The organism is Ruegeria sp. THAF33, assembly GCF_009363615.1.
Taxonomy (GTDB): Bacteria; Pseudomonadota; Alphaproteobacteria; order Rhodobacterales; family Rhodobacteraceae; genus Ruegeria.
Map to the genome: position 1 here is coordinate 730,151 of NZ_CP045384.1, position 24,410 is coordinate 754,560.

Annotated in this window: 22 protein-coding genes; 14 read left to right on the plus strand and 8 right to left on the minus strand. The window is 60.5% G+C overall.

The window, feature by feature from the left end; all coding sequences use genetic code 11:
- The first annotated feature begins 155 nt into the window (after positions 1 to 155).
- A complete protein-coding gene (locus FIU92_RS03700) occupies positions 156 to 1,790 on the plus strand; it encodes a SulP family inorganic anion transporter (protein WP_152457274.1) in 1,635 nt (544 codons plus the stop codon).
- Positions 1,791 to 1,821: 31 nt separating this feature from the next.
- Here FIU92_RS03700 and FIU92_RS03705 read toward each other — a convergent pair whose 3' ends face one another.
- Both FIU92_RS03705 and FIU92_RS03710 read right to left on the minus strand, forming a co-directional pair.
- Positions 1,822 to 2,460, minus strand: coding sequence for a CatB-related O-acetyltransferase (locus tag FIU92_RS03705; protein ID WP_152457275.1), 639 nt, complete (start codon positions 2,458 to 2,460; stop codon positions 1,822 to 1,824).
- On the minus strand, positions 2,460 to 3,065 hold the full coding sequence (locus FIU92_RS03710) for a flavin reductase family protein (protein WP_152457276.1): 606 nt from the start codon (positions 3,063 to 3,065) through the stop codon (positions 2,460 to 2,462). Before FIU92_RS03710 ends, FIU92_RS03705 begins: the two co-directional genes overlap by 1 nt.
- Positions 3,066 to 3,136: 71 nt before the next feature.
- Between FIU92_RS03710 and FIU92_RS03715 the strand changes: the two genes are divergently transcribed.
- The 5 genes from FIU92_RS03715 (at position 3,137) to FIU92_RS03735 (ending at position 6,190) form a co-directional block, all read left to right on the plus strand.
- A complete protein-coding gene (locus tag FIU92_RS03715) occupies positions 3,137 to 3,631 on the plus strand; it encodes a GNAT family N-acetyltransferase (RefSeq protein WP_152457277.1) in 495 nt (164 codons plus the stop codon).
- Positions 3,632 to 3,683: 52 nt separating this feature from the next.
- The gene (locus tag FIU92_RS03720) at positions 3,684 to 4,427 is read left to right on the plus strand and encodes an EcsC family protein (protein ID WP_152457278.1); all 744 of its coding nucleotides are present in this window, start codon (positions 3,684 to 3,686) and stop codon (positions 4,425 to 4,427) included.
- 132 nt (positions 4,428 to 4,559) lie between these two features.
- Positions 4,560 to 5,021 (plus strand): NUDIX hydrolase, encoded by a 462-nt coding sequence (locus FIU92_RS03725; protein ID WP_152457279.1) that lies wholly within the window; start codon positions 4,560 to 4,562, stop codon positions 5,019 to 5,021.
- Between the two features lie 72 nt (positions 5,022 to 5,093).
- Positions 5,094 to 5,549, plus strand: coding sequence for a DUF1178 family protein (locus FIU92_RS03730; protein ID WP_152457280.1), 456 nt, complete (start codon positions 5,094 to 5,096; stop codon positions 5,547 to 5,549).
- Positions 5,550 to 5,551: 2 nt separating this feature from the next.
- Positions 5,552 to 6,190, plus strand: coding sequence for an SDR family NAD(P)-dependent oxidoreductase (locus tag FIU92_RS03735; RefSeq protein WP_152457281.1), 639 nt, complete (start codon positions 5,552 to 5,554; stop codon positions 6,188 to 6,190).
- On the opposite strand, the gene FIU92_RS03740 is transcribed toward FIU92_RS03735, so the two are convergent.
- A complete protein-coding gene (locus FIU92_RS03740) occupies positions 6,184 to 6,540 on the minus strand; it encodes a hypothetical protein (RefSeq protein WP_152457282.1) in 357 nt (118 codons plus the stop codon). The two genes, FIU92_RS03735 and FIU92_RS03740, sit on opposite strands and share 7 nt — an antisense overlap.
- A gap of 165 nt (positions 6,541 to 6,705) precedes the next feature.
- Between FIU92_RS03740 and FIU92_RS03745 the strand changes: the two genes are divergently transcribed.
- From FIU92_RS03745 to FIU92_RS03770, 6 genes are all read left to right on the plus strand, one after another.
- Complete coding sequence (locus tag FIU92_RS03745; RefSeq protein WP_152457283.1) at positions 6,706 to 7,944, plus strand: aspartate kinase; 1,239 nt, start codon at positions 6,706 to 6,708, stop codon at positions 7,942 to 7,944.
- A gap of 46 nt (positions 7,945 to 7,990) precedes the next feature.
- Positions 7,991 to 10,234, plus strand: coding sequence for a phosphoenolpyruvate--protein phosphotransferase (ptsP, locus tag FIU92_RS03750; protein WP_152457284.1), 2,244 nt, complete (start codon positions 7,991 to 7,993; stop codon positions 10,232 to 10,234).
- Between the two features lie 149 nt (positions 10,235 to 10,383).
- Positions 10,384 to 11,829: a glucose-6-phosphate dehydrogenase gene (zwf, locus tag FIU92_RS03755; RefSeq protein WP_152457285.1), complete on the plus strand. Its 1,446-nt coding sequence runs from the start codon at positions 10,384 to 10,386 to the stop codon at positions 11,827 to 11,829.
- 2 nt (positions 11,830 to 11,831) lie between these two features.
- Positions 11,832 to 13,637 carry a phosphogluconate dehydratase gene (gene edd, locus FIU92_RS03760; RefSeq protein ID WP_174818384.1) on the plus strand — a complete coding sequence of 602 codons (1,806 nt, stop codon included), beginning with the start codon at positions 11,832 to 11,834 and terminating at the stop codon, positions 13,635 to 13,637.
- A 3-nt stretch (positions 13,638 to 13,640) separates the two neighbouring features.
- Positions 13,641 to 14,273 carry a bifunctional 4-hydroxy-2-oxoglutarate aldolase/2-dehydro-3-deoxy-phosphogluconate aldolase gene (locus FIU92_RS03765; RefSeq protein WP_152457287.1) on the plus strand — a complete coding sequence of 211 codons (633 nt, stop codon included), beginning with the start codon at positions 13,641 to 13,643 and terminating at the stop codon, positions 14,271 to 14,273.
- 51 nt (positions 14,274 to 14,324) lie between these two features.
- Positions 14,325 to 15,515 (plus strand): alanine--glyoxylate aminotransferase family protein, encoded by a 1,191-nt coding sequence (locus FIU92_RS03770; RefSeq protein WP_152457288.1) that lies wholly within the window; start codon positions 14,325 to 14,327, stop codon positions 15,513 to 15,515.
- A 130-nt stretch (positions 15,516 to 15,645) separates the two neighbouring features.
- Here the strand turns inward: FIU92_RS03770 and FIU92_RS03775 are convergent, their stop codons facing one another.
- On the minus strand, positions 15,646 to 16,755 hold the full coding sequence (locus FIU92_RS03775) for a pyridoxal phosphate-dependent aminotransferase (protein WP_152457289.1): 1,110 nt from the start codon (positions 16,753 to 16,755) through the stop codon (positions 15,646 to 15,648).
- Positions 16,756 to 16,825: 70 nt separating this feature from the next.
- On the opposite strand from FIU92_RS03775, the gene FIU92_RS03780 reads away from it, so the two are divergent.
- Both FIU92_RS03780 and FIU92_RS03785 read left to right on the plus strand, forming a co-directional pair.
- Complete coding sequence (locus FIU92_RS03780) at positions 16,826 to 17,914, plus strand: SMP-30/gluconolactonase/LRE family protein (protein ID WP_254705353.1); 1,089 nt, start codon at positions 16,826 to 16,828, stop codon at positions 17,912 to 17,914.
- A gap of 66 nt (positions 17,915 to 17,980) precedes the next feature.
- On the plus strand, positions 17,981 to 18,763 hold the full coding sequence (locus tag FIU92_RS03785) for a crotonase/enoyl-CoA hydratase family protein (RefSeq protein ID WP_152457291.1): 783 nt from the start codon (positions 17,981 to 17,983) through the stop codon (positions 18,761 to 18,763).
- On the opposite strand, the gene FIU92_RS03790 is transcribed toward FIU92_RS03785, so the two are convergent.
- The 4 genes from FIU92_RS03790 to FIU92_RS03805 form a co-directional block, all read right to left on the minus strand.
- Positions 18,764 to 19,096 carry a DUF1992 domain-containing protein gene (locus FIU92_RS03790; RefSeq protein ID WP_152457292.1) on the minus strand — a complete coding sequence of 111 codons (333 nt, stop codon included), beginning with the start codon at positions 19,094 to 19,096 and terminating at the stop codon, positions 18,764 to 18,766.
- Between the two features lie 40 nt (positions 19,097 to 19,136).
- Entirely contained in the window at positions 19,137 to 20,300 is a 1,164-nt protein-coding gene (locus FIU92_RS03795) for a benzoate/H(+) symporter BenE family transporter (RefSeq protein ID WP_152457293.1), read from the minus strand.
- 138 nt (positions 20,301 to 20,438) lie between these two features.
- The gene (locus FIU92_RS03800) at positions 20,439 to 23,600 is read right to left on the minus strand and encodes a valine--tRNA ligase (RefSeq protein ID WP_152457294.1); all 3,162 of its coding nucleotides are present in this window, start codon (positions 23,598 to 23,600) and stop codon (positions 20,439 to 20,441) included.
- A 79-nt stretch (positions 23,601 to 23,679) separates the two neighbouring features.
- Positions 23,680 to 24,408 carry a dienelactone hydrolase family protein gene (locus tag FIU92_RS03805; RefSeq protein ID WP_152457295.1) on the minus strand — a complete coding sequence of 243 codons (729 nt, stop codon included), beginning with the start codon at positions 24,406 to 24,408 and terminating at the stop codon, positions 23,680 to 23,682.
- Positions 24,409 to 24,410: the final 2 nt, after the last annotated feature.

Here is a 24,410-nt window from a genome sequence, read left to right on the forward strand (position 1 = left end):
TTGTGGCTTCATCATGGTTCTGCAAATCAACTTGCCGCGAGCGCCACGTATGCGTCACACGCATGGCTGCATCCCGTTTTATGCAGTAGCTCAATGCCGGCGCGCCAGCTACAACGACGCCTTCGCGCGAACATATAATCCTATAGGACTGTCTGATGCCCCGAGCCTTGCTGGCAAGCTTTGCCAATCGCCTCGCCATTCCCGATCTGCGCTGGGTTCCAGATGAAGGGCTGACCTTCTCACGCCTGCGGATCGAGCTGCTGTCCGGCCTGACGGTTGCTCTTGCACTGGTCCCCGAGGCGGTGGCCTTTGCCTTTGTGGCGGGCGTGCACCCGCTGGTCGGTCTTTATGCGGCGTTTTTGGTCGGTTTGATCACGGCACTGATCGGTGGACGACCGGGCATGATCTCGGGTGCGACCGGCGCACTTGCGGTTGTCATGGTGGCACTGGTGGCCGAACATGGGGTTGAATACCTGTTCGCGACCGTTGTTCTTATGGGAATCCTTCAGGTCATCGCCGGGGCGATGCATTGGGGGCGCTTCATCCGTTTGGTGCCGCATCCTGTCATGCTGGGCTTTGTGAACGGTCTGGCCATCGTGATCTTTCTTGCCCAGATGGGACAGTTCAAAGTGCCCGGAACCATGGAAAATACCGGTCATGGCATGGGCGGCGGCGAATGGCTGTCCGGGATGCAGCTTTACACCATGCTGGGACTTGTCGGGCTGACAATGGCAGTGATCTGGATCATGCCCCGGATTACACGCATCATTCCTGCGCCGCTGGCCGGTATTCTGGTTGTCGCGGCAATCGTGATCGGTTTTGGCCTCGATGTGCCGCGCGTCGGCGATCTGGCATCGATTGAAGGCGGCCTGCCTTCGTTCCATATTCCAATGGTACCTCTGAACTGGGAAACCTTTGAGATCATCCTGCCATATGCAGTCATTCTGGCCGCCATCGGCCTGATCGAATCCCTGCTGACCCTGAACCTCGTGGGTGAGATCACGGGCAAGCGTGGTGGGGCGTCTCAGGAATGCATCGCACAGGGCGCGTCGAATATCGTGACCGGGTTTTTCGGCGGCATGGGCGGTTGTGCGATGATCGGGCAGTCGATGATCAACGTGAAATCCGGCGGGCGCACTCGTATTGCCGGAATTGCGGCAGCGCTTTTCCTGCTGATCTTCATCCTGTTCGCATCACCCCTGATCGAACAAATCCCGCTGGCCGCGCTGGTTGGCGTGATGTTCATGGTTGTGATCGGCACCTTTGCGTGGAACTCATTCAAAATTCTGCGCAAAGTGCCAATGACCGATGCCTTCGTCATCGTTCTGGTCACCGTCGTAACGGTGATGGAGGACTTGGCCGTTGCCGTTGTGGTCGGCGTCATCGTCTCTGCGCTGGCCTATGCCTGGAACAATGCCAAGCGCATTCACGCGGTCACGCGTGACTCCGAGACCGAGAAAGGCGCGAAAGTCTATGAAATTCAGGGGCCGCTGTTCTTTGGGTCTTCTGACGGCTTTATCGAACTGTTCGACGTCCCGAACGACCCCGAAACCGTTATCATCGACTTCGCCGAAAGCCGCGTGGTGGATCAGTCCGCCCTGCAAGCCATCGAAAACATCGCCGCAAAATACGAGGCGGCAGGCAAACGGGTCATGCTGCGTCACCTGAGCCGCGACTGTCACAAACTGCTGAAAAAAGCGGGACACCTCATGGTCGACAGTGATGATGATCCGGATTACGAACTGGCGGTGGACTACTCTGTCCGCACCGGCATTCTGGGCGGGCACTGACTTTGAAAGGCGGCTGAACAAGCCGCCTTTTTCAAAGGGCCAGACGCTCCAGGTTTTCGATATCTCCCCTCAACAGGCCGCTTTCGGCTTCGATGATCAATTCGGCTGGCCAATCCCACCACTTCAAAGCAAGCAACCGCTCGATCTTGTCGGCGTCAAAACGATACCGCCTTACCTCGGCAGGATTGCCGGTGACAACAGAATAAGGCGGGATCGTCCCGCGAACAACTGAACCCGCACCAATTATCGCTCCGTCACCGATACTGGCTCCAGGCATGATCAGCGCGCCATAGCCGATCCAGACATCGTTGCCGACTAGGGTGTCCCGGACGTCTGGCTGATATTCCAGCATCCGTTCCGGATCGAAAACCGGAAAGGGAAAACAGGTTATCCCATCCGTTGCGTGATTTGCCGAAGCTGTCACAAAGCGGACGCCATGGGCAATTTGGCAAAACTTTCCCAAAACCAGCTTTTCGCGCGAGAACTCGAAAAGGTAAGGCGCCAAACGATTGGCCCAATCCTCGGGCGCGTCAAAATCTGACGCATAGGTGTAATCGCCCACCTGAATTCTGGGGTGGTTGATCACCTGTGACAGAAAGGCTGTTCCTCTGTGTTCCGTACCATCTGGCAGAGTGACAGGATATCGGCGCGCAGCGTCAGGAAGTGGCATCAGTCATCCGGTCTCGAAAGGCTGAACAACTCGGAAACGACGGAGTAATCGCGATACCCGAGCCGCGCCAAAGGTTGGAACGAGGTCACGTCAAACTTGCCGTCCCGAATGTGATCGTCGTGCAGGTGCACACCCGTCACCTCGCCAAACACCACCCGATTGGCTTCACCGGGCAGCGAGACGATCTGGGTCAGCTTGCATTCCAACGCAGCTGGGACCCCTTCGATCCGTGCGCAGGGTATGGTTTCGCATTCTATGGGTGAAAGCCCGGCATGCGAAAACTCATCAACTTCTTTCGGCAACCCGGCCGAACTTGCATTCATTGCGTCCCGATGCGCATGGGCCACGACATTTACGCAAAACACGCCCGTGGCCTCGATATTGGCGATGCTGTCCTTGCCGGCGTTCTGATCCTGTTTGGTGCCGGTTGAGGCAAACATGACCTGCGGTGGCGTATAGGCGACGCCGTTGAAGAAGGAATAAGGCGCCAGATTGTTGATCCCATCCGCGTCCCTAGTCGAAATCCAGCCAATCGGGCGCGGCGTGATGATGGCGTTGAACGGATTGTGCGGCAATCCGTGGCCGTCTTCGGGGCGATAGAACATCTGATCTCCAAGCGTTTGCCCAAGGCGTAGCGAAGTGCTAGGGCGATTGCCAGCAAGTAAATGAGGGCAGGGTGCAGCAATTCGGGATCAGGCCGGAAGAGCCGGACGACTGGTGGGAGGTCGAAGCCCTGTATGACCTGTGTTTTGCGCCGGGTCGCGAGGCTTTGTCGTCCTACCGCTTGCGTGATGATGTACCGCCGGTTGCGGGCCTGTCTTTGGTCGCGCGCGACGGTCAGGGGATTCTGGCCGGTGCGATCCGGTTCTGGCCGGTTCATGTCGGTGATCACGATGCTCTGCTGTTGGGGCCGGTTGCCGTGCACCCCACCCATCAGGGTGAAGGCCTTGGCGGATATCTGATACATGCAGGAGTCGAAGCGGGGCACACCCGCGGTTGGCAAAGGGTCATGCTGGTCGGGGATGAACCCTATTACAGCCGGTTCGGTTTCACGCGATTGCACGCGGTCGAGATGCCTCCGCCCACCAACCCTGACCGGGTTTTGGGGCTGGAACTGGTGCCCGGTGCCTGGTCCGGGGTTCAGGGCGCGGTGACACGTTGGAGCCGCTGACCTATTGAAACCATGCTGCGCAACGCCGATGTTGAAAGGCAGGAGGGCGTGAATGCAGAACGTTGTTCTTGTTGAAAACGTGGATACCGAGGCCGAACTGGATCGTTTGGCGGATCACTACCGATCCGCCGGAGGGGCTGGCGTGAAACTTCTCAACAAACTTGGAGGATCAGCCGAGTCATTGCTGGAGCAATTGCCAGAACCCGTTCGGAATGGCCTGACAGGCGCAACCGAGCAGGCGTTATGGCTGGCGATGCACGCGGCCGAGGGCTCGCGGCGCGCGGTTCCTGATCAGCAGCCCTGGGTCAATACCGCGGTGACGACTGCCATGGGTGCGGCCGGGGGGCTGGGCGGTGTTTCGACAGCCCTGATGGAGCTGCCCGCGACAACCGCGATGCTGCTACGTGCCATTCAGGGGGCAGCGGCGCGCGAGGGGTTTGATCCCTCTGCCGAAAACGTAAAGTTCGATTGCGTCCGCGTCTTGTCGGCAGCGGGACCATTGTCGCATGACGATGGGGCGGACCTGGGTTTTTTCTCGGTCCGGCTGACCCTGACAGGACCGGCCATGCAACGCCTGATTGCCGCCGTTGCGCCGCGTTTTTCGATAGTACTGGGGCAAAAGCTTGCAGCCCAGTCCGTTCCTGTGCTGGGGGCATTGGCCGGCGGTGGCACGAACTATGTCTACACGCGCTATTATCAGCAAATAGCGCGCGTGCATTTCGGTTTGCGCCGGCTGGCAGTTGACGCTGACATCCCCCATGAGGATCTGGCACGGCGGCTTTCTGCCCGAATGTAGGCGATACCTTGGGCGACGCGAGTGACTTGGCGTGTGATACATGATGTGGTATGATTGTAGGTGTCGGCCGCTAGATTAGGTGAGCGTACCAATTTGGATGGCTGACGTTCGACCGAAAGGGAGCGTCGCTCGATGAAAGCACGATTGTTGCTTCATGACCTTCCAAAAGCTGCAAGGCAGCCAGTTTTGCGGCAATCCTCGGCTTTATGTTTCCGGATCAAGCGCGGCCGACCCAAGGTTTTGTTGGTCACGACACGCAAGTCGCGGCGATGGATCATTCCCAAAGGATGGCTCATCCCCGGTCTGAGCCCGCAGGAAACCGCATTGCAAGAGGCTTGGGAAGAGGCGGGTGTATCTGGCCGGATCAACGGGGCGCGACTGGGGCAGTTCCTGCACCACAAACATCATTCTAACCGGCCCCCATCCTTGTGTCTGGTGGATGTTTTTCCAGTGCATGTAAGCACTGTGTCGCAGGAATACCCGGAAAAGACCGAGCGTCGGCGCAAATGGTTTTCGCCGAAAAAAGCAGCGCTAAAGGTCGATTCTCATGAGCTTGCTGAATTGTTGCGCGACTTTAAGCCGTACTCACATTAAAGTAGCATCTGATAGGCTTGATATTGTCACCTTGATCGGTATCTATTCGCCAATCGTTTTTTTGGACTGAACATGATTCAATACGCGTTGAAATGCAGCGAAGGCCACAGTTTCGACAGTTGGTTCCAATCCGCAGAAGCCTATGACAAGCTGGCCTCTGTGGGTATGGTCACCTGCGCGGTTTGCGGGTGCACGCAGGTCGAGAAAGCGGTCATGACGCCACGCGTCCGCCCGGCGCGGAATGCCCGGAAGGAAAGTGAAATCCGTTCCGCCCCGGAACAAAAGATCGACGTTGCCACCCCATCGCCCGAAGTCGAGAAGGTTTTGGCCGAGATGCGCCGCCATGTCGAAGAAAACTCGGATTATGTCGGGAAAGATTTCGCCAGCGAGGCGCGCAAGATTCATTTGGGCGAGGCGCCGGAGCGTGCCATTTACGGAGAAGCCAAGCTGGATGAGGCGAAATCCCTGATCGAAGATGGCGTGCCGGTGGCTCCGCTGCCGTTTGTCCCCAGCAGAAAGACCAATTGATCATGCACATCATGATCACCGGCGCCAATCGCGGCATCGGGCAAGCCCTGGCAAAGCGTTACGTGAACCGGGGGGACAAAGTCACTGGGACGGCGCGTGACGGCAGCATGCAGGTGCGTCTGGATGTGGCCGATCCCGTGCAGCAATCAGCCATGGCAGAACAGATGAAAGACCAGCCTGTCGACCTGCTGGTCTGCAATGCCGGCGTGTATCTGGACAAGGGGCATTCGATCGATGGCTATCCGGCCGACATGTGGGCGCACAGCTTTGCGGTAAATGTCACGGGGGTCTTTCTGACGATACAGACCCTTTTGCCCAACCTGCGCGCCGCGGGCGGTAAAGTTGCGATCCTTTCGTCGAAAATGGCGTCGCACACACTTGCGCCGGGTGGCAGTTATATCTACCGCGCATCCAAGGCGGCGGCTCTGAACCTTGGGCGGAATCTGGCGATGGATCTCAAAGATGACGGGATTGCCGTCGGCATCTATCATCCGGGCTGGGTTCAGACGGATATGGGCGGTGCAGCGGCGGATATCGATGTGGATCAGGCCGTGTCCGGCCTGATTGAACGATTTGATGCCTTGTCGCTAAGCACAACGGGCTGTTTTGAAACCTATGACGGGCAACCGCACGCCTACTGAGAGGTCAATGCGGCTTTGGGGATTTCAAAGACCTCACCAGGTTCAATGTAGACCACCATCATATCGCCTCGCGTTTCATGTGAGATTTTCGAGGTCGAATTGCTGGATTCCGGCACACCATCCTTGAAATAGATATTGCGCACATGGCCGCCTCCCAGGGCCACCGCGACCGTTATGTTTCCGTCATCATGGCGGCGCAGTTCGGCGTGGCAGCTTTGTACGGGATCACCGGCATTTGCAGCGCAGGGAATTGTGCCCAACGCGTTCTTGCCGTCCGTCCCGGCGACACTCGCGACCTGGGCCAGTGCAGGCGATGACAATAGGGCAAAGGCGAGGGCTAGGCGAAACATAAAGAACCTCTTGATCTGGTTGGTGTCCTTAGGCTGACATTGCGCCAGTGCAATGTAAAGCGGCCCTGCGCCGCAGGGGCGGCCGCTTTGCGCCCTTGCCCTTGCGGTGCCCCTCGCTTATGAGGCACGGAACTTCTAATCCAAGGCGCGGAGACTTTTGCCCCCATGCCCGTACTCGTAATGAAATTCGGCGGCACATCGGTCGCCAATCTGGACCGCATCCGCCGCGCCGCCAAACGTATCGGCGTTGAAGTTGCCAAGGGCTATGACGTGATCGTCATCGTCTCGGCCATGTCGGGCAAGACCAACGAGCTTGTGGGCTGGGTGAACGAAACGTCGCCTCTGTTCGACGCCAGGGAATACGATGCCGTCGTGTCCTCGGGCGAGAACGTAACCGCTGGCCTGATGGCCCTGACCTTGCAGGAAATGGACATCCCCGCGCGCAGCTGGCAGGGCTGGCAGGTGCCGCTGCTGACCACCAGCGCGCACAGTCAGGCGCGGATCGAGGAAATTCCGACAGAGAACCTGAACCAGAAATTCAGCGAAGGTATGCGTGTTGCCGTGGTTGCCGGGTTCCAGGGCATCAGCCCGGAAGGCCGGATCACGACATTGGGCCGGGGTGGGTCGGATACAACGGCGGTTGCCTTTGCGGCAGCCTTCGACGCCGAACGCTGCGATATCTATACGGACGTTGATGGCGTCTATACCACCGATCCGCGCATCTGCGAAAAGGCACGTAAGCTGGACCGCATCTCGTTCGAAGAAATGCTGGAACTGGCGTCGCTTGGTGCCAAGGTTCTGCAAACCCGCTCGGTCGAACTTGCGATGCGATACAAAGTGAAACTGCGCGTTCTCTCAAGCTTTGAAGAACAATCCGATGAGGCCGGCACGCTGGTCTGCGACGAGGAGGATATTATGGAATCCAATGTTGTGGCCGGTGTGGCCTATTCCCGCGACGAAGCCAAGATGACCGTTGTTTCCGTGGCCGACCGACCGGGCATCGCCACGACCATTTTCTCGGCGCTCAGCGAAGAGGGGGTGAATGTCGACATGATCGTCCAGAACATCTCGGACGAGGGGCGTACGGACATGACCTTTTCCTGTCCCACCGATCAGGTGGCCCGCGCCGAAAAAGCGCTGCTGGCGATCAAGGAAAAGGGCGAGCTGAACTATGCCGAACTGGTTGCAGATACTGATGTCTGCAAGGTCTCGGTTGTGGGTATCGGGATGCGCTCGCAATCGGGCGTGGCGGCCAAGATGTTCAAGGTGCTCTCGGATGAGGGGATCAACATCAAGGTCATTACAACCTCCGAGATCAAAATTTCCGTGCTTGTCGACAGGAAATACATGGAACTTGCTGTTCAGGCACTGCATGATGCCTTTGAACTGGACAAGGCGGCCTGAGCTTATCGGCCAAAGGTATCGCCTGACACACTAAATCGGTTGGGCCATGGCGGACGGCACGGAAACAGAATCCCGCAAGCTGCTGCGGCGGTTGCGCGAAGAAATGGCGAGCGAAGCCGCCGGTCAGGAACGTCTTGACCGGATCACGCACCTGATTGCCGACAGTATCAGGGCCGAGGTGTGTTCCATCTACCTGTTTCGCGATGAAGACACGCTGGAACTTTGCGCGACCGAGGGGCTGTCTCCGGAAGCGGTCCATAAAACCCGGATGCGCATGGGCGAAGGTCTTGTGGGGCGGGTCGCCAAGTTCGGCAAGGTCGTCAACACCGCCGACGCGCCGTCGGCCAAGGGCTTCCGCTATATGCCGGAAACCGGCGAGGAACGATATTCCTCGTTCCTTGGTGTGCCGGTTCAGCGCCTTGGGGAAAAGCTGGGCGTTCTGGTCGTCCAGTCCCGCGAGGCGCGCGAGTTTTCCGCCGATGAGGTCTATGCGCTGGAAGTGGTGGCCATGGTGCTGGCCGAAATGGCCGAGCTTGGCGCTTTTGTCGGCGAAGGCGCGGCCCTGTCACCCCTGCACCAGCAATCGGTTCTGCTGCGCGGCGGCCCGGCGCAGGAAGGGTCTGCCGAAGGGCATGTCTGGCTGCACGAACCCCGCGTGGTGGTTACCAACCCCATTGCCGAAGACCCGCACAAAGAGCGCGAACGTCTGGTCGAGGCGGTGGAGGAATTGCGCGTCGGCGTCGACAAGATGCTCGAAATTTCGCAGGGCGGCGACAAGGAACAGCTGAAGGTTCTGGAGGCTTACCGTATGTTCGCCAATTCCAAAGGCTGGATGCGGCGGATGGAGGAAGACATAGCCCTGGGTCTCAGCGCCGAAGCCGCGGTGGAAAAAGAACAATCTCAGGCCCGGGCGCGCATGGGGCAGGTCACCGATCCGTACTTGCGTGAACGTCTTGCGGATCTGGACGATCTCAGCAATCGCCTGCTGCGCATCCTGACCGGGCAAGGCAAGACGGACAGTGCTGATCTGCCACCCGATCCGATCCTGATCGCGCGCAATATCGGCCCTGGCGACTTGCTGGAATACGGACGGGCGCTGAAGGGGATCGTACTTGAAGAAGGCTCTGTCGGCAGTCATGCCACGATTGTTGCGCGGGCGCTTGCGATTCCTTTGGTCGTGCATGTGGGCCGGATCACCACCGAGGCCCTGAACGGAGATCACATTCTGGTGGATGGTGATCAGGGCGTTGTGCATCTGCGCCCGGAAGACAGCGTGGTCAGTGCCTTCCGCGACAAGATCGCGATGCAGGCAAAGGCGCAGGAACGTTATGCGTCGATCCGCGAAACACCCTGCGTCACGCGCGATGGCTCGCGTATCAACCTGGTGATGAATGCAGGTCTGATGGCCGACCTGCCATCGCTTGGCACCTCGGGCGCCGAGGGCGTTGGCCTGTTCCGCACTGAATTGCAATTCCTGATCCGCAACCAGATGCCGAAACGGTCGGAACTGGTCAGCCAGTATCAGCGCGTTCTGGACGCGGCTGGTGGCAAAAGGGTGGTGTTCCGGACACTCGATATCGGGTCGGACAAGGTTCTGCCCTATATGAAGCACGTGGCGGAACCAAACCCGGCGCTGGGCTGGCGCGCCATTCGGGTCGGTCTGGACAAGCGCGGCGTCATGCGGATGCAGTTGCAGGCCCTGCTGCGCGCCGCCAATGGTCGACCGCTGACCATCATGTTCCCATTTGTCGCGCAGGCCGAGGAATATCGCGAAGCCCGCTGGGAAGTGAACAAAACCATCGAGCGGGAAAAACGATTGGGTCATGTGCTGCCCGAGATGCTTGAAGTTGGCGCGATGCTGGAAACGCCGTCGCTGGCCTTTGCGCCGCAGAAGTTCTTTGACGAAGTGGACTTCATTTCGATAGGCGGGAACGATCTAAAGCAGTTCTTCTTTGCTGCTGACCGTGAGAACGAACTGGTCCGGCGCCGCTATGACACGCTGAATGTCAGCTTCCTGAGCCTGATGGAACGCATCGTCGAACGCTGCGATATCTCGGACACGCCGCTCAGCTTCTGTGGTGAAGATGCAGGCCGCCCGGTAGAGGCCTTGTGCCTTGCGGCGATGGGGATACGGACGCTGTCGATGCGGCCTGCCTCGATCGGCCCAGTCAAAAGCCTGCTGTTGCGGTCCAATCTGACGGAGGTTCGCAAAATCATCGCTGACGCGCGCCACCGCGGAGAGCAATCGGTGCGTCCTGCGGTCATGGACTGGCTGCGCCATCAGACCTGATGCGCTAAACGGCACGGTTTCTTCAAACTGTGCTTGATTTTTCATGGGCGGTTTTCTAATAGACATGCAATGTTAGCGATAACATGTCAGGTTTTGCGGGGTATCACGCCGTGCTAAGCTGATATCGGCAAATTCAGAAGGAGCCTGTGATGGTTTCACGCGTAATTCCGGTAGAGCCATTTGATCTGGTGCTTTTCGGTGCGACCGGCGATCTGGCGCAGCGTAAAATCCTGCCGGGCCTGTACCATCGCTTCGAGGTCGGGCAAATGCCCGACGGCGCGCGGATCATCGGTACGGCACGCTCTGATATCGACAATGACGGGTTTCGCGATCAGGTCCGCAAATCGATGGAACAGTTCGCGCCCGGTTTTTCCCGGGAAACATTGGATCGGTTTCTTGCCCATGTCGAATATGTGCCCGTGGATGCGCTGGGCGAGGCCGGGTGGTCCGACCTGAAAGAACGGATGCGCGAAGACGTCGTGCGGGCCTTTTATTTGTCCGTTGGTCCAAGCCTTTTTTCGGGTATCGCGCAGCGGCTGCATGACGCCGGTCTTGCGACACCGGACAGCCGCATTGTCGTCGAAAAACCATTTGGGCACGATCTTGCCTCGGCGAAGGCGCTGAACGAAGGCTTGCGTGCCTGTTTCGAAGAACATCAGATTTACCGGATCGACCATTATCTGGGCAAAGAGACCGTGCAGAACCTGATGGCGCTGCGCTTTGCAAACTCGCTGTTCGAACCGCTCTGGAATTCGACCCATATCGATCACGTGCAGATCACGGTGGCCGAGACCGTAAGCGTCGAAGGGCGCGGGGCCTATTACGATCAGTCCGGCGCGATGCGGGACATGGTCCAGAACCATCTGGTGCAGTTGCTGTGTCTGACCGCGATGGAGCCGCCGTCGAAATTCTCGCCCAACGCGGTGCGAGATGAAAAGGTCAAGGTGATCGAAGCGCTGGAGCCCGTCGCCCAATCCGACATCGCGCGCGGCCAGTACCGGGCCGAAAAGGGCGAGGGCGGTTATGTCGATCATGTCGGCAACCCCGCCAGCCGTACCGAAAGCTTCATTGCGCTCAAGGTTCATATCGGCAACTGGCGCTGGGCAGGTGTGCCGTTCTATCTGCGCACTGGCAAGCGCCTGCGGGCCCGCGAATCCGAAATTGCGGTGTTCTTTCGTGACCCACCGCATACGATTTTCCCCAATGTCGGCCCGCTGCACGGAAACGTATTGGTGATCCGGTTGCAACCTGATGAAGGCATCACCTTGCGCACCACGATAAAGGACCCGGGGCCGGGAGGCTTCCGGCTGTCGGACGTTGCGCTTGACATGAGCTTCGCCGATGCGCTTGGGGACGAAGCGCAAGCCCCCGACGCTTATGAGCGGCTGATCATGGATGTCATCCGTGGCGATCAGACATTGTTCATGCGCGGGGACGAGGCCGAGGCCGCCTGGGCCTGGGTCGATCCCATCATTCAGGGCTGGGAGCAGCGCGGAGACCGCCCATCCCGGTATGATCAGGGCAGTTCAGGCCCCGAAGAAGCATTGATGCTGATGCATCGCGATGGGCGTCGCTGGCGTCAGATCGGAGGGTAATCATGGTTCACTCAGTCATTTCCGATGTCACCAGACGGATCATCGACCGCAGCGCCGATCTGCGCGGCCCACATCTTGAACGGATGGAACAGGCCAGATCCAAAGGTCCTGCTCGTGCGCATCTGTCCTGTAGCGGTCAGGCCCACGCCTATGCGGGTGCAGGCGAAGATCAGCAATCGATGGCCACCGGTACCGCCGGCAATCTGGGCATCGTCACCGCCTATAATGACATGCTTTCGGCCCATCAGCCGTTCGAACGGTATCCCGCCCTGATCCGCGACGCGATCCGCGCCGCCGGAGGAACGGCACAGGTGGCAGGCGGTGTGCCAGCCATGTGTGACGGTGTCACCCAGGGCGAAGCAGGGATGGAGCTGTCGCTGTTCTCACGCGATGTGATCGCACTGGCGACCGGTGTGGCGCTCAGCCATAACACGTACGACGCGGCCGTGTTCCTCGGGGTTTGTGACAAGATTGTCCCCGGTCTGATCATCGGCGCGCAGGCCTTTGGCCATCTGCCAGCCGTGTTCCTGCCCGCAGGACCGATGACCAGCGGCTTGCCGAACGACGAAAAAGCCAAGGTCCGACAGAAATTCGCCGCCGGAGAGGTGGGCCGCGAAGAACTGATGGCGGCCGAAATGGCAGCCTATCACGGCCCCGGCACCTGTACCTTCTACGGCACCGCCAATACCAACCAGATGCTGATGGAGTTCATGGGCCTGCACCTGCCGGGCTCCAGCTTCGTCAACCCGAATACCCCGTTGCGCGATGCCCTGACCGAGGAAGGCGCGCGGCGTGCCCTGTCGCTCAGTGCGTTGGGCAACAGCTATACACCAGTTTATCAGGTTCTGGATGAACGCGCCTTCGTCAACGGCATCGTGGGCCTTATGGCGACCGGTGGGTCAACCAATCTTCTGATCCACCTGATCGCCATGGCGCGCGCCGGTGGCATCGTGCTGGACTGGCAGGATTTTTCAGACATATCCGCAGTCGTGCCGCTGGTCGCGCGAGTTTATCCCAACGGTCTGGCGGATGTGAACCATTACCATGCGGCCGGCGGCCTAGGGTACACGATCGGTACGCTGCTTGAAGATGGCCTGCTGCACCCTGACACGCTGACCGTCGCGGGGCAGGGGCTACACAACTATACCAAGGAACCCAAGCTGATTGATGGTGAGCTGATCTGGCAGGACGGCGCGGGTCACAGCCTGAACGAAAAGATCCTGCGCCCGGCCAAAGACCCGTTCCAACCCACAGGTGGCCTCTCGCGCCTGACAGGAAATCTGGGCACCGGGGTCATGAAAGTATCAGCCGTCGCGCCAGAACATCAGGTCGTCGAAGCCCCCGTGCGCGTGTTTCACGGTCAGGATGAAGTCAAAGCCGCATTCAAGGCCGGAGAGTTCACTGATGACGTCATCGTCGTGGTCCGCTTTCAGGGGCCAAAGGCCAATGGGATGCCTGAACTGCATTCGCTGACACCTATCCTGTCGATTTTGCAGGGCCGTGGACAGAAAGTGGCACTGGTCACAGATGGCCGCATGTCGGGTGCATCCGGCAAAGTACCCGCCGCCATCCATGTCTGCCCCGAGGCGCTGGACGGCGGGCCCATCGCCTGCCTGCAAGACGGTGACATCCTGCGTGTCGATGCGGTCAACGGCGAACTGGAAATCCTGACCAATGGGGTTTTGGACCGGTCCCCCGCCACCGCCGACCTTTCCGCCAACCAACACGGTGTAGGGCGCGATCTTTTCGCTGCGTTCCGGCAGAATGTCGGGTCCGCCGACACTGGCGCCAGCATATTCGGAGCATAAGAGATGTCCAAAACTCAACGCACCCGCGAAATCTGTGCCCTGGCGCCCATTGTTCCCGTGCTGGTCGTCGATGACGCCGCACAGGCCCGCCCTCTGGCCGAGGCGCTGGTCGCAGGTGGTTTGCCCGCGCTTGAAGTGACCTTGCGCACCCCGGCGGCGCTGGATGCAATCAAGGCCATGTCCGAAGTGCCCGGCGGCGTGGTCGGTGCAGGCACGCTGGTCACGCCCGATGATGTCCGGGCTGCCAAACAGGCCGGCGCGCTGTTCGGCGTTTCCCCCGGCGCCACGGATGCCCTGATCGCGGCGTGCGAAGCCGAAGACCTGCCGCTGCTGCCCGGAGCCGCCACGGCAAGTGAAGCGATGGCGTTGCTGGAAAAGGGCTATGATATGCTGAAATTCTTCCCGGCCGAAGCCTCAGGTGGTGCACCTGCGCTGAAGGCGATCGGCGCGCCGCTGCCACAGATCAGCTTCTGTCCTACGGGTGGTGTGTCCGCCTCCAACGCCCGCGACTACCTGTCATTGCCCAACGTGATCTGCGCCGGCGGCAGTTGGGTCGCGCCGAAGCAAATGGTCGAAAACGGCGACTGGGCCGGGATCGAAACACTTGCGCGCGAGGCATCGAAGCTGGCGGATTGACGCTGCGCGACCCCTCGGTAATGTGGGTGTCAATTCATACAGGTTGACCCCATGACACAGACAGTTTCCCTTTCCCAGGGGCGGGCATATTTGGCCATTCCGGGCCCTTCGGTCATGCCGGACGCGGTTTTGCAAGCCATGCACCGCCCGTCGCCCAACATCTATGATGGCGAACTCATTGATATGATGCCCGGCCTGACGCGCGATCTGTGCCGGGTTGCCGGTACAAAGCACAACGTCGCCATCTATATCGCCAATGGCCACGGCACGTGGGAGGCGGCGCTGTCCAACGTGATCGCCCCCGGCGAAACCGTTCTGGCCCCGGCCTCGGGCAGGTTCACCCATGGCTGGGCCGAAATGGCTGAAGGGATCGGGGCAAAGGTCCAATTGATCGATTTCGGCACCTCTTCAGCCTGGGATTTCGACCGGATCGCAGATGCGTTGCGTGCGGATCAAAGTCACCAGATCAAGGCGGTTCTGGCGGTGCACGTGGATACATCCAGTTCGATCCGGAACGACGTCCCGGCGCTGCGCAGGCTTCTGGACGACTTGCAGCACCCGGCGCTGTTGATGGCAGACTGCATTGCTTCGCTGGGCTGTGACAGGTTCGAGATGGATGGCTGGGGCGTGGATGTCACAGTTGCCGCTTGCCAAAAAGGCCTGATGACCCCGGCGGGCATCGGCTTTGTTTTCTTCAACCAGAAAGCACAAGCCAAACGGGCCACCATGCCGCGCGTTTCGCAGTATTGGGACTGGCAGCCGCGCGCTAACCCGGACCTGTTCTATCAGTATTTCAACGGCACCGCACCCACACACCACCTCTACGGCCTGCGCGCCGCGCTTGATCTGATCCATGCAGAGGGGATCGAACAGGTCTGGGCCCGCCATGAGCGCCTGGCCAATGCCATCTGGGCGGCCTGTGAGACCTGGGCCGAAGGCGGCATGTTGCACCTGAACGTTGCCGACCGTGCCTTTCGCAGCCACGCCGTCACGGCCTTGCGATTGACGGAAGGTCGCGGTACGGCCCTGCGTACGTTCACCGAAACCCGGTTGGGCCTGACACTGGGCATCGGCCTTGGGATGGAGGATTATGACAGCTGTTTCCGTCTCGGCCACATGGGGCATATCAACGGGCAGATGGTCATGGCGATTCTGGGCGGTGTGGAAACGGGCATGGCTGCACTTGACATATCGCGTGGCAAGGGGGCCCTCGAAGCCGCCGCCGCCGTGCTGGCGGCCTGACACCCTACGGGCGTCTCCGCAGTATCCGCCTCTTCATCTGGCCAAAAATATCCTCGGGGGGAATCGCGCCCTGGCGCGATGGGGGGCAGACAGCCCCCCTTTGCCGTCCTACTGGGCGCAAAGGGATCAATCAACGCACCCGCGCGACCGCGAGCGCCTTGGGCAACGCGGCGGCAAACGCGTCCAGATCAGACGCCGGACAACAGCTTACCCGAATGCACCTGTTCTGCGGTGCCGCGAACGGCATTCGGACAAAAAACCCCTGCGCCACCAGGGCGTCCAGCACGGCCTTGGCAAAATCCCCATCGCGCCCGCAGTCAATCGCCACGAAATTGGTGGCCGACGGCAGGGCCGCCAATCCATTTTCCCGGGCAATCGTACCGATCCGCGCGCGCGCCTCTGCGATCTGCGCCTGAACATGCTCCAGCCACGCGCCATCCTGTAAAGCCGCCAAAGCACCGGCCTGCGCGGCGCGGTTCATACCGAAATGGTTGCGCACCTTGTTGAAGGCCGCGATCAGATCTGGCGTGCCCATGGCATAGCCAACCCGCGCACCCGCCATGCCATAGACCTTCGAAAAGGTCCGCATCCGGATCACGCGCGGATCACCTGCACTCACAGGTGCCGCCGTCCCCTCGGGTGCACATTCCACATAGGCCTCATCCAGAACCAGCAGGCAGCCATCAGGCAAGGCATCCATGGCGGCCACGATGTCCGCGCCGGAATGCCAGCTGCCCATCGGATTGTCCGGATTGGCCAGATAGACCAGCTTGGCACCAACCTCAGCCGCCTTGGCAAACAGGGCCGAGGGGTCCTCGTGATCACCTGAATACGGCACTTTGTGAAGAATGCCGCCGAACCCGGCCACATGATAGTTGAAGGTCGGATAGGCCCCGTCCGAGGTGACAACCGCATCTCCGGGCCCGACGATCAGCCGCACCAGATAGCCCAGCAGCCCGTCAATACCTTCGCCCACGACGATATTTTCCGGCGATACGCCGTGATGGTCGGCCAAAGCATGGCGCAGGTCATGGTTTTCGGGGTCGCCGTACATCCAAATCTCTGACGCGGCTTGCGCCATGGCCTGGGTCGCGCGGGGCGAGGGGCCGAAAATGCTCTCATTGGCACCCAGTCGGGCCACAAAGGACGCGCCGCGCTGGCGCTCTTGCGTTTCCGGGCCGACAAAGGGCACGGTGGCGGGCAGGGATTGGGCAAGCGGGGTGTATCGAGGTCCGGTCATGACCGCAGATAACCCCAAGCCCGATCAATGAGCAAGCGCGCACAGGCGTTGGGCGTGCTCGAAAAGAAGTATGAATAAAGGAGCGCAGATGCGCATTCTCTCGATCGTTATTCTCTTGGGGCTCGCCTATCTTCTGATCTGGCCGGTCCCGGTAAAACCCGTCGCCGTCGAAATGCCGGAAGATGCCGGGTTTGTCGGGGATTTCGTTGAAAACACGGCACTGGATGCGGCGCAGTTGATCCGCCTGCCGGGTCAAGAGATCGGGCCCGAAGACATCGCCGTCATGCCAGATGGCACGATCTACACAACCGGCCTGTCAGGTACCCTTTACCGCATCGACGGGGCGGAACCGGTCGAGGTTGACCAACTTGGCGGGCGTCCGCTGGGCCTCAAGGCCGGGCCGGATGGCGCGCTTTACATCGCTGACAGCTATCGGGGCGTGATGCGTTGGACCGGTCCGGGCACATTGGACACGCTGGTAGGTGACATCAACGGCGCACCAGTGATCTACGCCAACCAGTTGGATGTGGCGCGGGATGGCACGATCTACTTCTCGAATTCATCTGACCGCTTCGATCCTGAAACCATGGGCGGGACCAAACCGACCTCTGTCCTCACCATCTGGGAACAGTCCGATACGGGTTACGTCGCGCGTCGCACACCCGACGGCCGCACCGAGAAAATCGCCGAAGGCTTTGTCTATACCAACGGTGTCGCGCTTTCACCTGACGAGGATTTTCTGCTGATCGCGGAAACTGGTCGCGCGCGCGTGCACAAGCTGTGGCTGACCGGACCAAATGCAGGGCGGCAAGAGATCCTGCTGGAAAACCTGCCCGGCTATCCCGACAACCTCGAGGCTCAGGACGACGGCACCTATTGGATGGCCTTCGCCAGCCCGCGTGTCCCGTCCGAGGCACTGATGCCGTACCCGTTCCTGCGCAAGGTGATCTGGCGGTTGGGTCCGGCAGTGCGCCCTGCGCCGATCCATCGCGGCATGATGGTGCAGTTCGATGGCGACGGAACGATCCTGCGCACGCTACAGGACCCGCAAGGCCGCTTGGGCATCACGACCGGCGGAAAGATCGCAGGCGATCAGTTCTATGTCATGACCCTCGACTCCCCGTGGTTCGGGCGAATGCCTGTCAGCGACATGCCCTGACGTCGCAGTGGTATTCCGCATTCTGTCCGGGCATGTTTGTCACGATTGAATTACCGGAGGTCCTCCATGTCACGCGTATCCGTTGCCTATCAAGACCACGTTGCCCATGTCACTCTGACCCGAGGCGACAAGATGAATGCGCTGGATGATGCAATGATCAAGGCGCTTTTGTCCGCCGGGCAAGAGGTCGCCGCGTCGGACGCCCGTGCCGTGGTCCTGTCCGGCGAAGGCAAAAGCTTTTGCGCCGGACTCGACATGGCAAGCTTTGCTAAGATGGCCCATATGGACCCCACGGAATGGCTGATGACCCGCAGCCATGAAGACGCCAACGAGATGCAGGAGCTGGCGCTGATCTGGCGTCGCGTACCGGTTCCGGTGATCTGCGCAATTCAGGGCGTGGCTTATGGCGGTGGCCTGCAAATCGCGCTGGGCGCGGATATCCGTATCGCGCATCCCGAAGCGAAACTGGCCGTTATGGAGATGAAATGGGGCATCATCCCCGACATGGGCGGCATGGTTCTGCTGCCTCGGCTGGTCCGGTCGGACGTACTGCGGCTGCTGACCTACACGGCCCGCCCGATCGGTGCGCCGCAGGCAGCGGAGTGGGGCCTTGTGACGCAATTGTCCGACGATCCGTTGACCGAAGCGTTGGCCATTGCCGAAAACATCGCGGGTCAAAGTCCTTCGGCCATCCGTGCTGCCAAGCGTCTGATCGAGGTCGCTGAAACTCAGCCCCGCGCAGACGTTCTGATGGCGGAATCCGCTGAGCAGGTGGAACTGATAGGCAAACCCGACCAGATGGAAGTTGTCATGGCGCAGATGCAGGGCCGCAAGCCCGTGTTCAAATGATCACCGCATGAAGGCCCGCCGTGCGTCGCGGGCCATGTTGTAGCGCATTTCCAGGTCGGCGATACGGGCCATTGCGGCCTTGCGCTCGGCGGGGTCCGTCAGGGTCGCATAGTCCTGCCGCGCTGTGTCGAGCTGCTTTTTGATGTCGAATTCTTCCGGAAACACGCCTGCCTGTGCCATGATCCGATGGCCGGCGGCGGTGGCCGGATCGCTCAATGCCTCGGATGACCGGTCAGGCAGTGGTTGGCCTTCGCCCTCGAGGCCCTGCAACTGACCCTCGGCCTGGGCTTTCTTGATCTGGCGCTCGACCAGTTTTCCCAACGCTCCAAACATGGCCTCTTCATACTTGCTTTGAAGTGCGGTTTGAACCCGTTTACCGAAAGCGTTGTTTCACAAGATAGGCCATCCCGCCTGCCAGCAAGCCCCAGACCGCCGCACCAAGCCCGAACGCGGTGATCCCTGATGCAGTGATGGCAAAGGTCAGGATGGCCGCTTCGCGCTCGGCCGGAACTTCCAGCGCGGCGGATGTGGCATTGGCCATCACCCCGATCAGCGCAACACCGGTCAGCGTACCCATCAACAGTGGATCGGCATGAATGGCGAACCCGGTAATCGCCACGGCGAACACCCCGAACAGGCAATAGAACAATCCACCCATCACGGCAGACCAATAGCGTTGCGCGGGGTCGGGGTGGCTGTCCTCGTTCGCGCACATCGCAGCGGTGATCGCCGCAAGGCAGGTGGCGGGGGCACCGAACGGAGAGGACAAGATGCTGGAAATGCCCACGGACGAGAACAGTTTGCCGGTCTGCGGCGCATAGCCAAAGCTGCGGATCACTGCGATGCCGGGGATGTTCTGGGTCGCCATCGTGACGATGAACAGCGGCACGGCAATCCCGATGACCGAAGCCACAGAGAAGCTGGGCGTGGTCCAGACCGGAGCCGCGACCCATTGCGTCGGCGTCAGCGACGCGTCCCCAGCGTTCAGAACGACGACGGCTGCCGCTGCCACGACCGCAGCCGGAACGGCAAACAGGCGGTTGATCCGGCCAGCGATGAACCATGTCAGAATTACCGGCAAGGCTTGCCATGGCAGGTCAACCGCTGCCTGAAAGGGCAATATGCAAAGCGGCAGCAACACGCCCCCCAACATGGCCTGCGCCAGGGTCGTCGGTATCGCCGCAGCCATTCGCCCCAATGGTCGCCACAGCCCTGCCAACACGGTCAAAGCCCCCGCACAAAGGAACGCGCCTGTCGCTTCGGCAAACCCCAGTGCAGGTGTGGCGGAAACCGCCAGCAGGGCCGCACCCGGCGTGGACCAGGCCACGCTGATCGGCTGCCGGTACCACAGGCTCAGCACGATGGCGGTCAGGCCCATGGCGATCGCCGCCATCATCAATCCGGACGCCGCCTGCGCCGGGGACGCGCCCATCGCCGCCAACCCCTGCAAGACGATCGGGAAAGAGCTGAAAAAACCGACGATTGCCACAACCAGCCCGGTCGAGACTGTCTGGAACGGTGGGGCTTTGTGCGTCATGACGGCCTCGGAGAAATGTGTTCGCTGATTGCTAACAAGCAGGGGCAGGGTCGGGCAAGGCCCGAGCGTGCAAAAGAAAACCCCGCCGTTGTGGCCGCGGCGGGGTTCCGGATTTGAGTATTTGTGAAAAGATGAAGATCAGGCGATTTCGGTCAGTCGGGCCAGCGCCTCGTTCAGTTTCGCCTCTTCCTCTTCGCGGGCGGCGAGGTTGGCTTTGGCCTCTTCCACGACCTCTGCGGGGGCCGAGGTCACGAATTTCGGGTTGTTCAGACGACCGCGCAGGCCACCAAGTTCCTTGGCCAGCTTGCCCTTGGCCTTTTCCAGCCGTTCCTTTTCCGCGCCGATGTCGATGATATCCGCCAGCGGCAGGCCAAAGGACGCTCCGGGCGCCGCGATCGAGATCGTGCCCTTGGGCAGCGTGTCGGCCTTGGTCAGGCTTTCGATCCGGGCCAGTCGCTTGATCAGCGCCTCGTTCCGGTCCCAGGCGGCCTGGCCGTGGGCGTCGATCTCGGTCACCAGCATCGGCACGTACAAACCGGCCGGAACGCGCATCTGGGCGCGGGCCGAACGGGTGTTCTCGATCACCGAGATCACCCAGTTCATTTCGCGATCCGCGTCGGCTTCGACCAGTTCGGCGGCGGCATAGGTCGGCCAGTCGGCATGCACCAGCATCTTGGCACGGGTGCCGGTCAGGCCCCACAGTTCCTCGGTGATGAAGGGCATGATTGGGTGCAGCAGGACTAGGCACTGATCCAGAACCCAGCGCATGGTGGCGCGGGTTTCAGCCTGGGCCTCGGCGTCATCGCCTTGCAGCAGAGGTTTGGACAGTTCCACATACCAGTCACAGACCTTGCCCCAGATAAAGGCATAAAGCCCGTTCGCCGCGTCGTTGAAGCGGTAGCTGTCCAGCGCCGCGTCGACCTCTTCGCGCACCCGGGCGGTTTCGCCGATGATCCAGCGGTTCACGGCGGCCTTGGGTTTCAGATCGGCAACGTCCAGCTGCGGGACGGCATCGGTGAAAACCTCGTTCATCTCGGCAAAACGGACGGCGTTCCACAGTTTGGTGCCAAAGTTGCGATAACCGGTGATGCGTTCGCGGGACAGTTTCAGCACGCCGCCAATCGCCGCCATCGACGCGTTGGTGAAGCGCAGCGCGTCGGCGCCGAATTCGTCCACAATCTCCAGCGGGTCGATGACGTTGCCGGTGGTCTTGGACATTTTTTTGCCCTTCTCGTCGCGGACGAGCTGGTGCAGATAGACGGTGTGGAACGGGATCTGATCGACCACGGCCAGCTGCATCATCATCATCCGGGCGACCCAGAAGAACAGGATGTCGAAACCGGTGATCAGGACATCGGTGGGGAAGTAGCGCTGCAACTCATCGGTCTGTTCGGGCCAGCCTAGCGTGCCGATGGGCCACAGGCCGGAGGAAAACCACGTGTCCAGCACGTCAGGGTCGCGCCACACCGGGTAAACCAGCTTGGTCGGATCCTGTTCAACGGCGTACTGCGCCAGGCTTTCGGCGAACCGATGGATCGCCTCCTGCTTGTCGGCGACTTCGATCACGGTCGCGTGGCTCAGAGGGCTGGGAATGTCCGCATTGTCGTCCAGGAACTTTTCGGTAACGGCCTCGAAGCTCGCGGCACATTCCATGACATTGCCACGGTGCAGCATGCCACCTTCGTTCAGCAAACGACCCAATTCAACCAGATCAAGGTCGCCATCGTTCTCGTCGTCAATGAAGTCTTCTGCGGACAAGTCGAGACCATACCAAACCGGAATCTGATGTCCCCACCACAGTTGGCGGCTGATGCACCAGGGTTCGATATTTTCAAGCCAGTGGTAATAGGTCTTCTCGCCCGACTCGGGGATGATCTTGACCGTGCCGTCCTTGACCGCGTCCAGCGCGGGGCCGACGACCTTGGCGGCATCGACGAACCACTGATCGGTGAACATCGGCTCGATCACCACCTTCGACCGGTCGCCGAAGGGCTGCATGATCGGTTTGCTTTCGACCAGCGGCACCAGCGTGTCGGCGCCTTCCTGATCCGGCTTCAAAGCGGTTGATCCCAGGCGCGGATCATCCGCGCGGGTCATCACGGCCAGACCATCAGCGGTGATCTCTTCCACCACCTTGGCCCGCGCTTCGAACCGGTCGAGGCCACGCAGATGATCCGGCACCAGATTGATCGCGTCGATTTCGTTCTCGGTGAACGCGCGCCCACGCGCATAGTCCTGCGCCTTCCCTGCCTCTTCGGCATAAGGGGCCCCATCGGCCCGCATCGCGCCCTTGGTGTCCATCAGGCGGTACATCGGAATACCGCCGCGCTTGGCGACCATGTTGTCGTTGAAGTCATGTGCGCCGGTGATCTTCACCGCGCCCGAGCCGAAATTCGGGTCAGGGTAGTCATCGGTGATGATGGGGATCTGGCGGCGATGCTCTTTCGGACCAACTGGGATTTCGCACAGCTTGCCGACGATCGGCGCATAGCGTTCGTCCGAGGGGTGCACCGCAACCGCGCCGTCGCCCAGCATGGTCTCGGGGCGGGTCGTGGCGATCGAAATATAATCCCGCTCTTCGCGGAAGATCACATTCCCATCTTCATCTTTTTCCAAATACTCATATGTCTCACCGCCCGCCAAAGGGTACTTGAAGTGCCACATATGGCCGGCGACCTCGATATTCTCGACCTCGAGGTCCGAAATCGCGGTTTCGAAATGCGGATCCCAGTTGACTAGCCGCTTGCCGCGGTAGATCAGGCCCTTGTCGTACATGTCGACAAAAACCTTGATGACCGCGTCGTGGAAGTTGGGGCTGTTTTCATGGCCCGTGCGCGGGTCGCCCGCCGCGCCGGCCATGGTGAAGGCGTTGCGCGACCAGTCGCATGAAGAGCCGAGGCGTTTCAGCTGCTCGATGATGGTGCCGCCGTATTCACCCTTCCATTCCCAGACTTTCTCCAGAAACTTTTCGCGGCCCAATTCGTTGCGGCTGGGTTGTTGGGTGGCGGCCAGCATCTTTTCGACCTGCATCTGGGTTGCGATGCCGGCGTGATCCTGCCCGGGCTGCCACAACGTGTCAAAGCCACGCATCCGGTGCCAGCGGATCAGAATGTCCTGTAGAGTGTTGTTGAACGCATGGCCCACATGGAGCGCACCGGTCACGTTCGGCGGCGGGATCATGATGCAAAAGCTCTCGTCGCGCGATTTGTTCGCGCCTGCCTTGAAGGCTCCGGCCTGTTCCCAGGCCTTGTAGATCCGGGCCTCGGCCTCGGCCGCGTTGAATGTCTTTTCCATCGCCATGGGATGCGTCCTGCGTCAACAAATTCGGGTCAGCGCCTGCAATAGCGAATGCGCGCGGCAAGGGGAAGGCCTAGTGCGCCTACGCCATGCCAAAGCGTGCTTTGAAATAGGCGTCAACGCGTTGATAGGCGGGTTCATGGAAATCCAGCGTCAGCAGCGAATGATCCTTGCCGGGATATTCGACGGTTTCCAGCAGATTGCCGAATGCCTGTTCAAGCGCCCGCATCAGTTTCTTTGGTGCAAGCTTGTCTTCGGAATACCGCATCGCCAGACCGGGGCCTTTCGCAGCCATACCCGCAGAGGCCGCGCCGATGTCTTCAGCGCTCATATGCAGATGGCGGCCCCCGAGGATCGGCAGCGCTGGTTGGCTGGCTACCCCGCCCAGAACGGCGTCTTCTGCCATGAGGGTAAGGGCGAAACTGCCGGTCAGGCACATGCCGATGACGCCCACACCGGCGCTGTTTTCGCGTTGCTTGATCTCACGGGTCAGGGCGCGCATCCATCCTGCAATGGGGCTCTGCCTGCCACGGGCGAAAATGTTGAACTCGCGCCGCACGCAGAACAACCGGGCCATGTTCTTGCCCATTTCAACCTTGCCATAGGTTCCAAACAAATGAGGCAGGTAGACGCGAAAGCCGGATGCGTTGAGCTTGGCGGACAACGCCAGCGTTTCGGGCCCGATCCCGGGCAGTTCCTGAAGGATCAGGATCGGTGGGCCTTCGCCTCCGACATAAACGTCATGTGTGGTCGACTGCCCGCTGGTCATCGGGGCAGAGAAGGGAAAAACGGTTTCATGCGTCCAGCTCATGG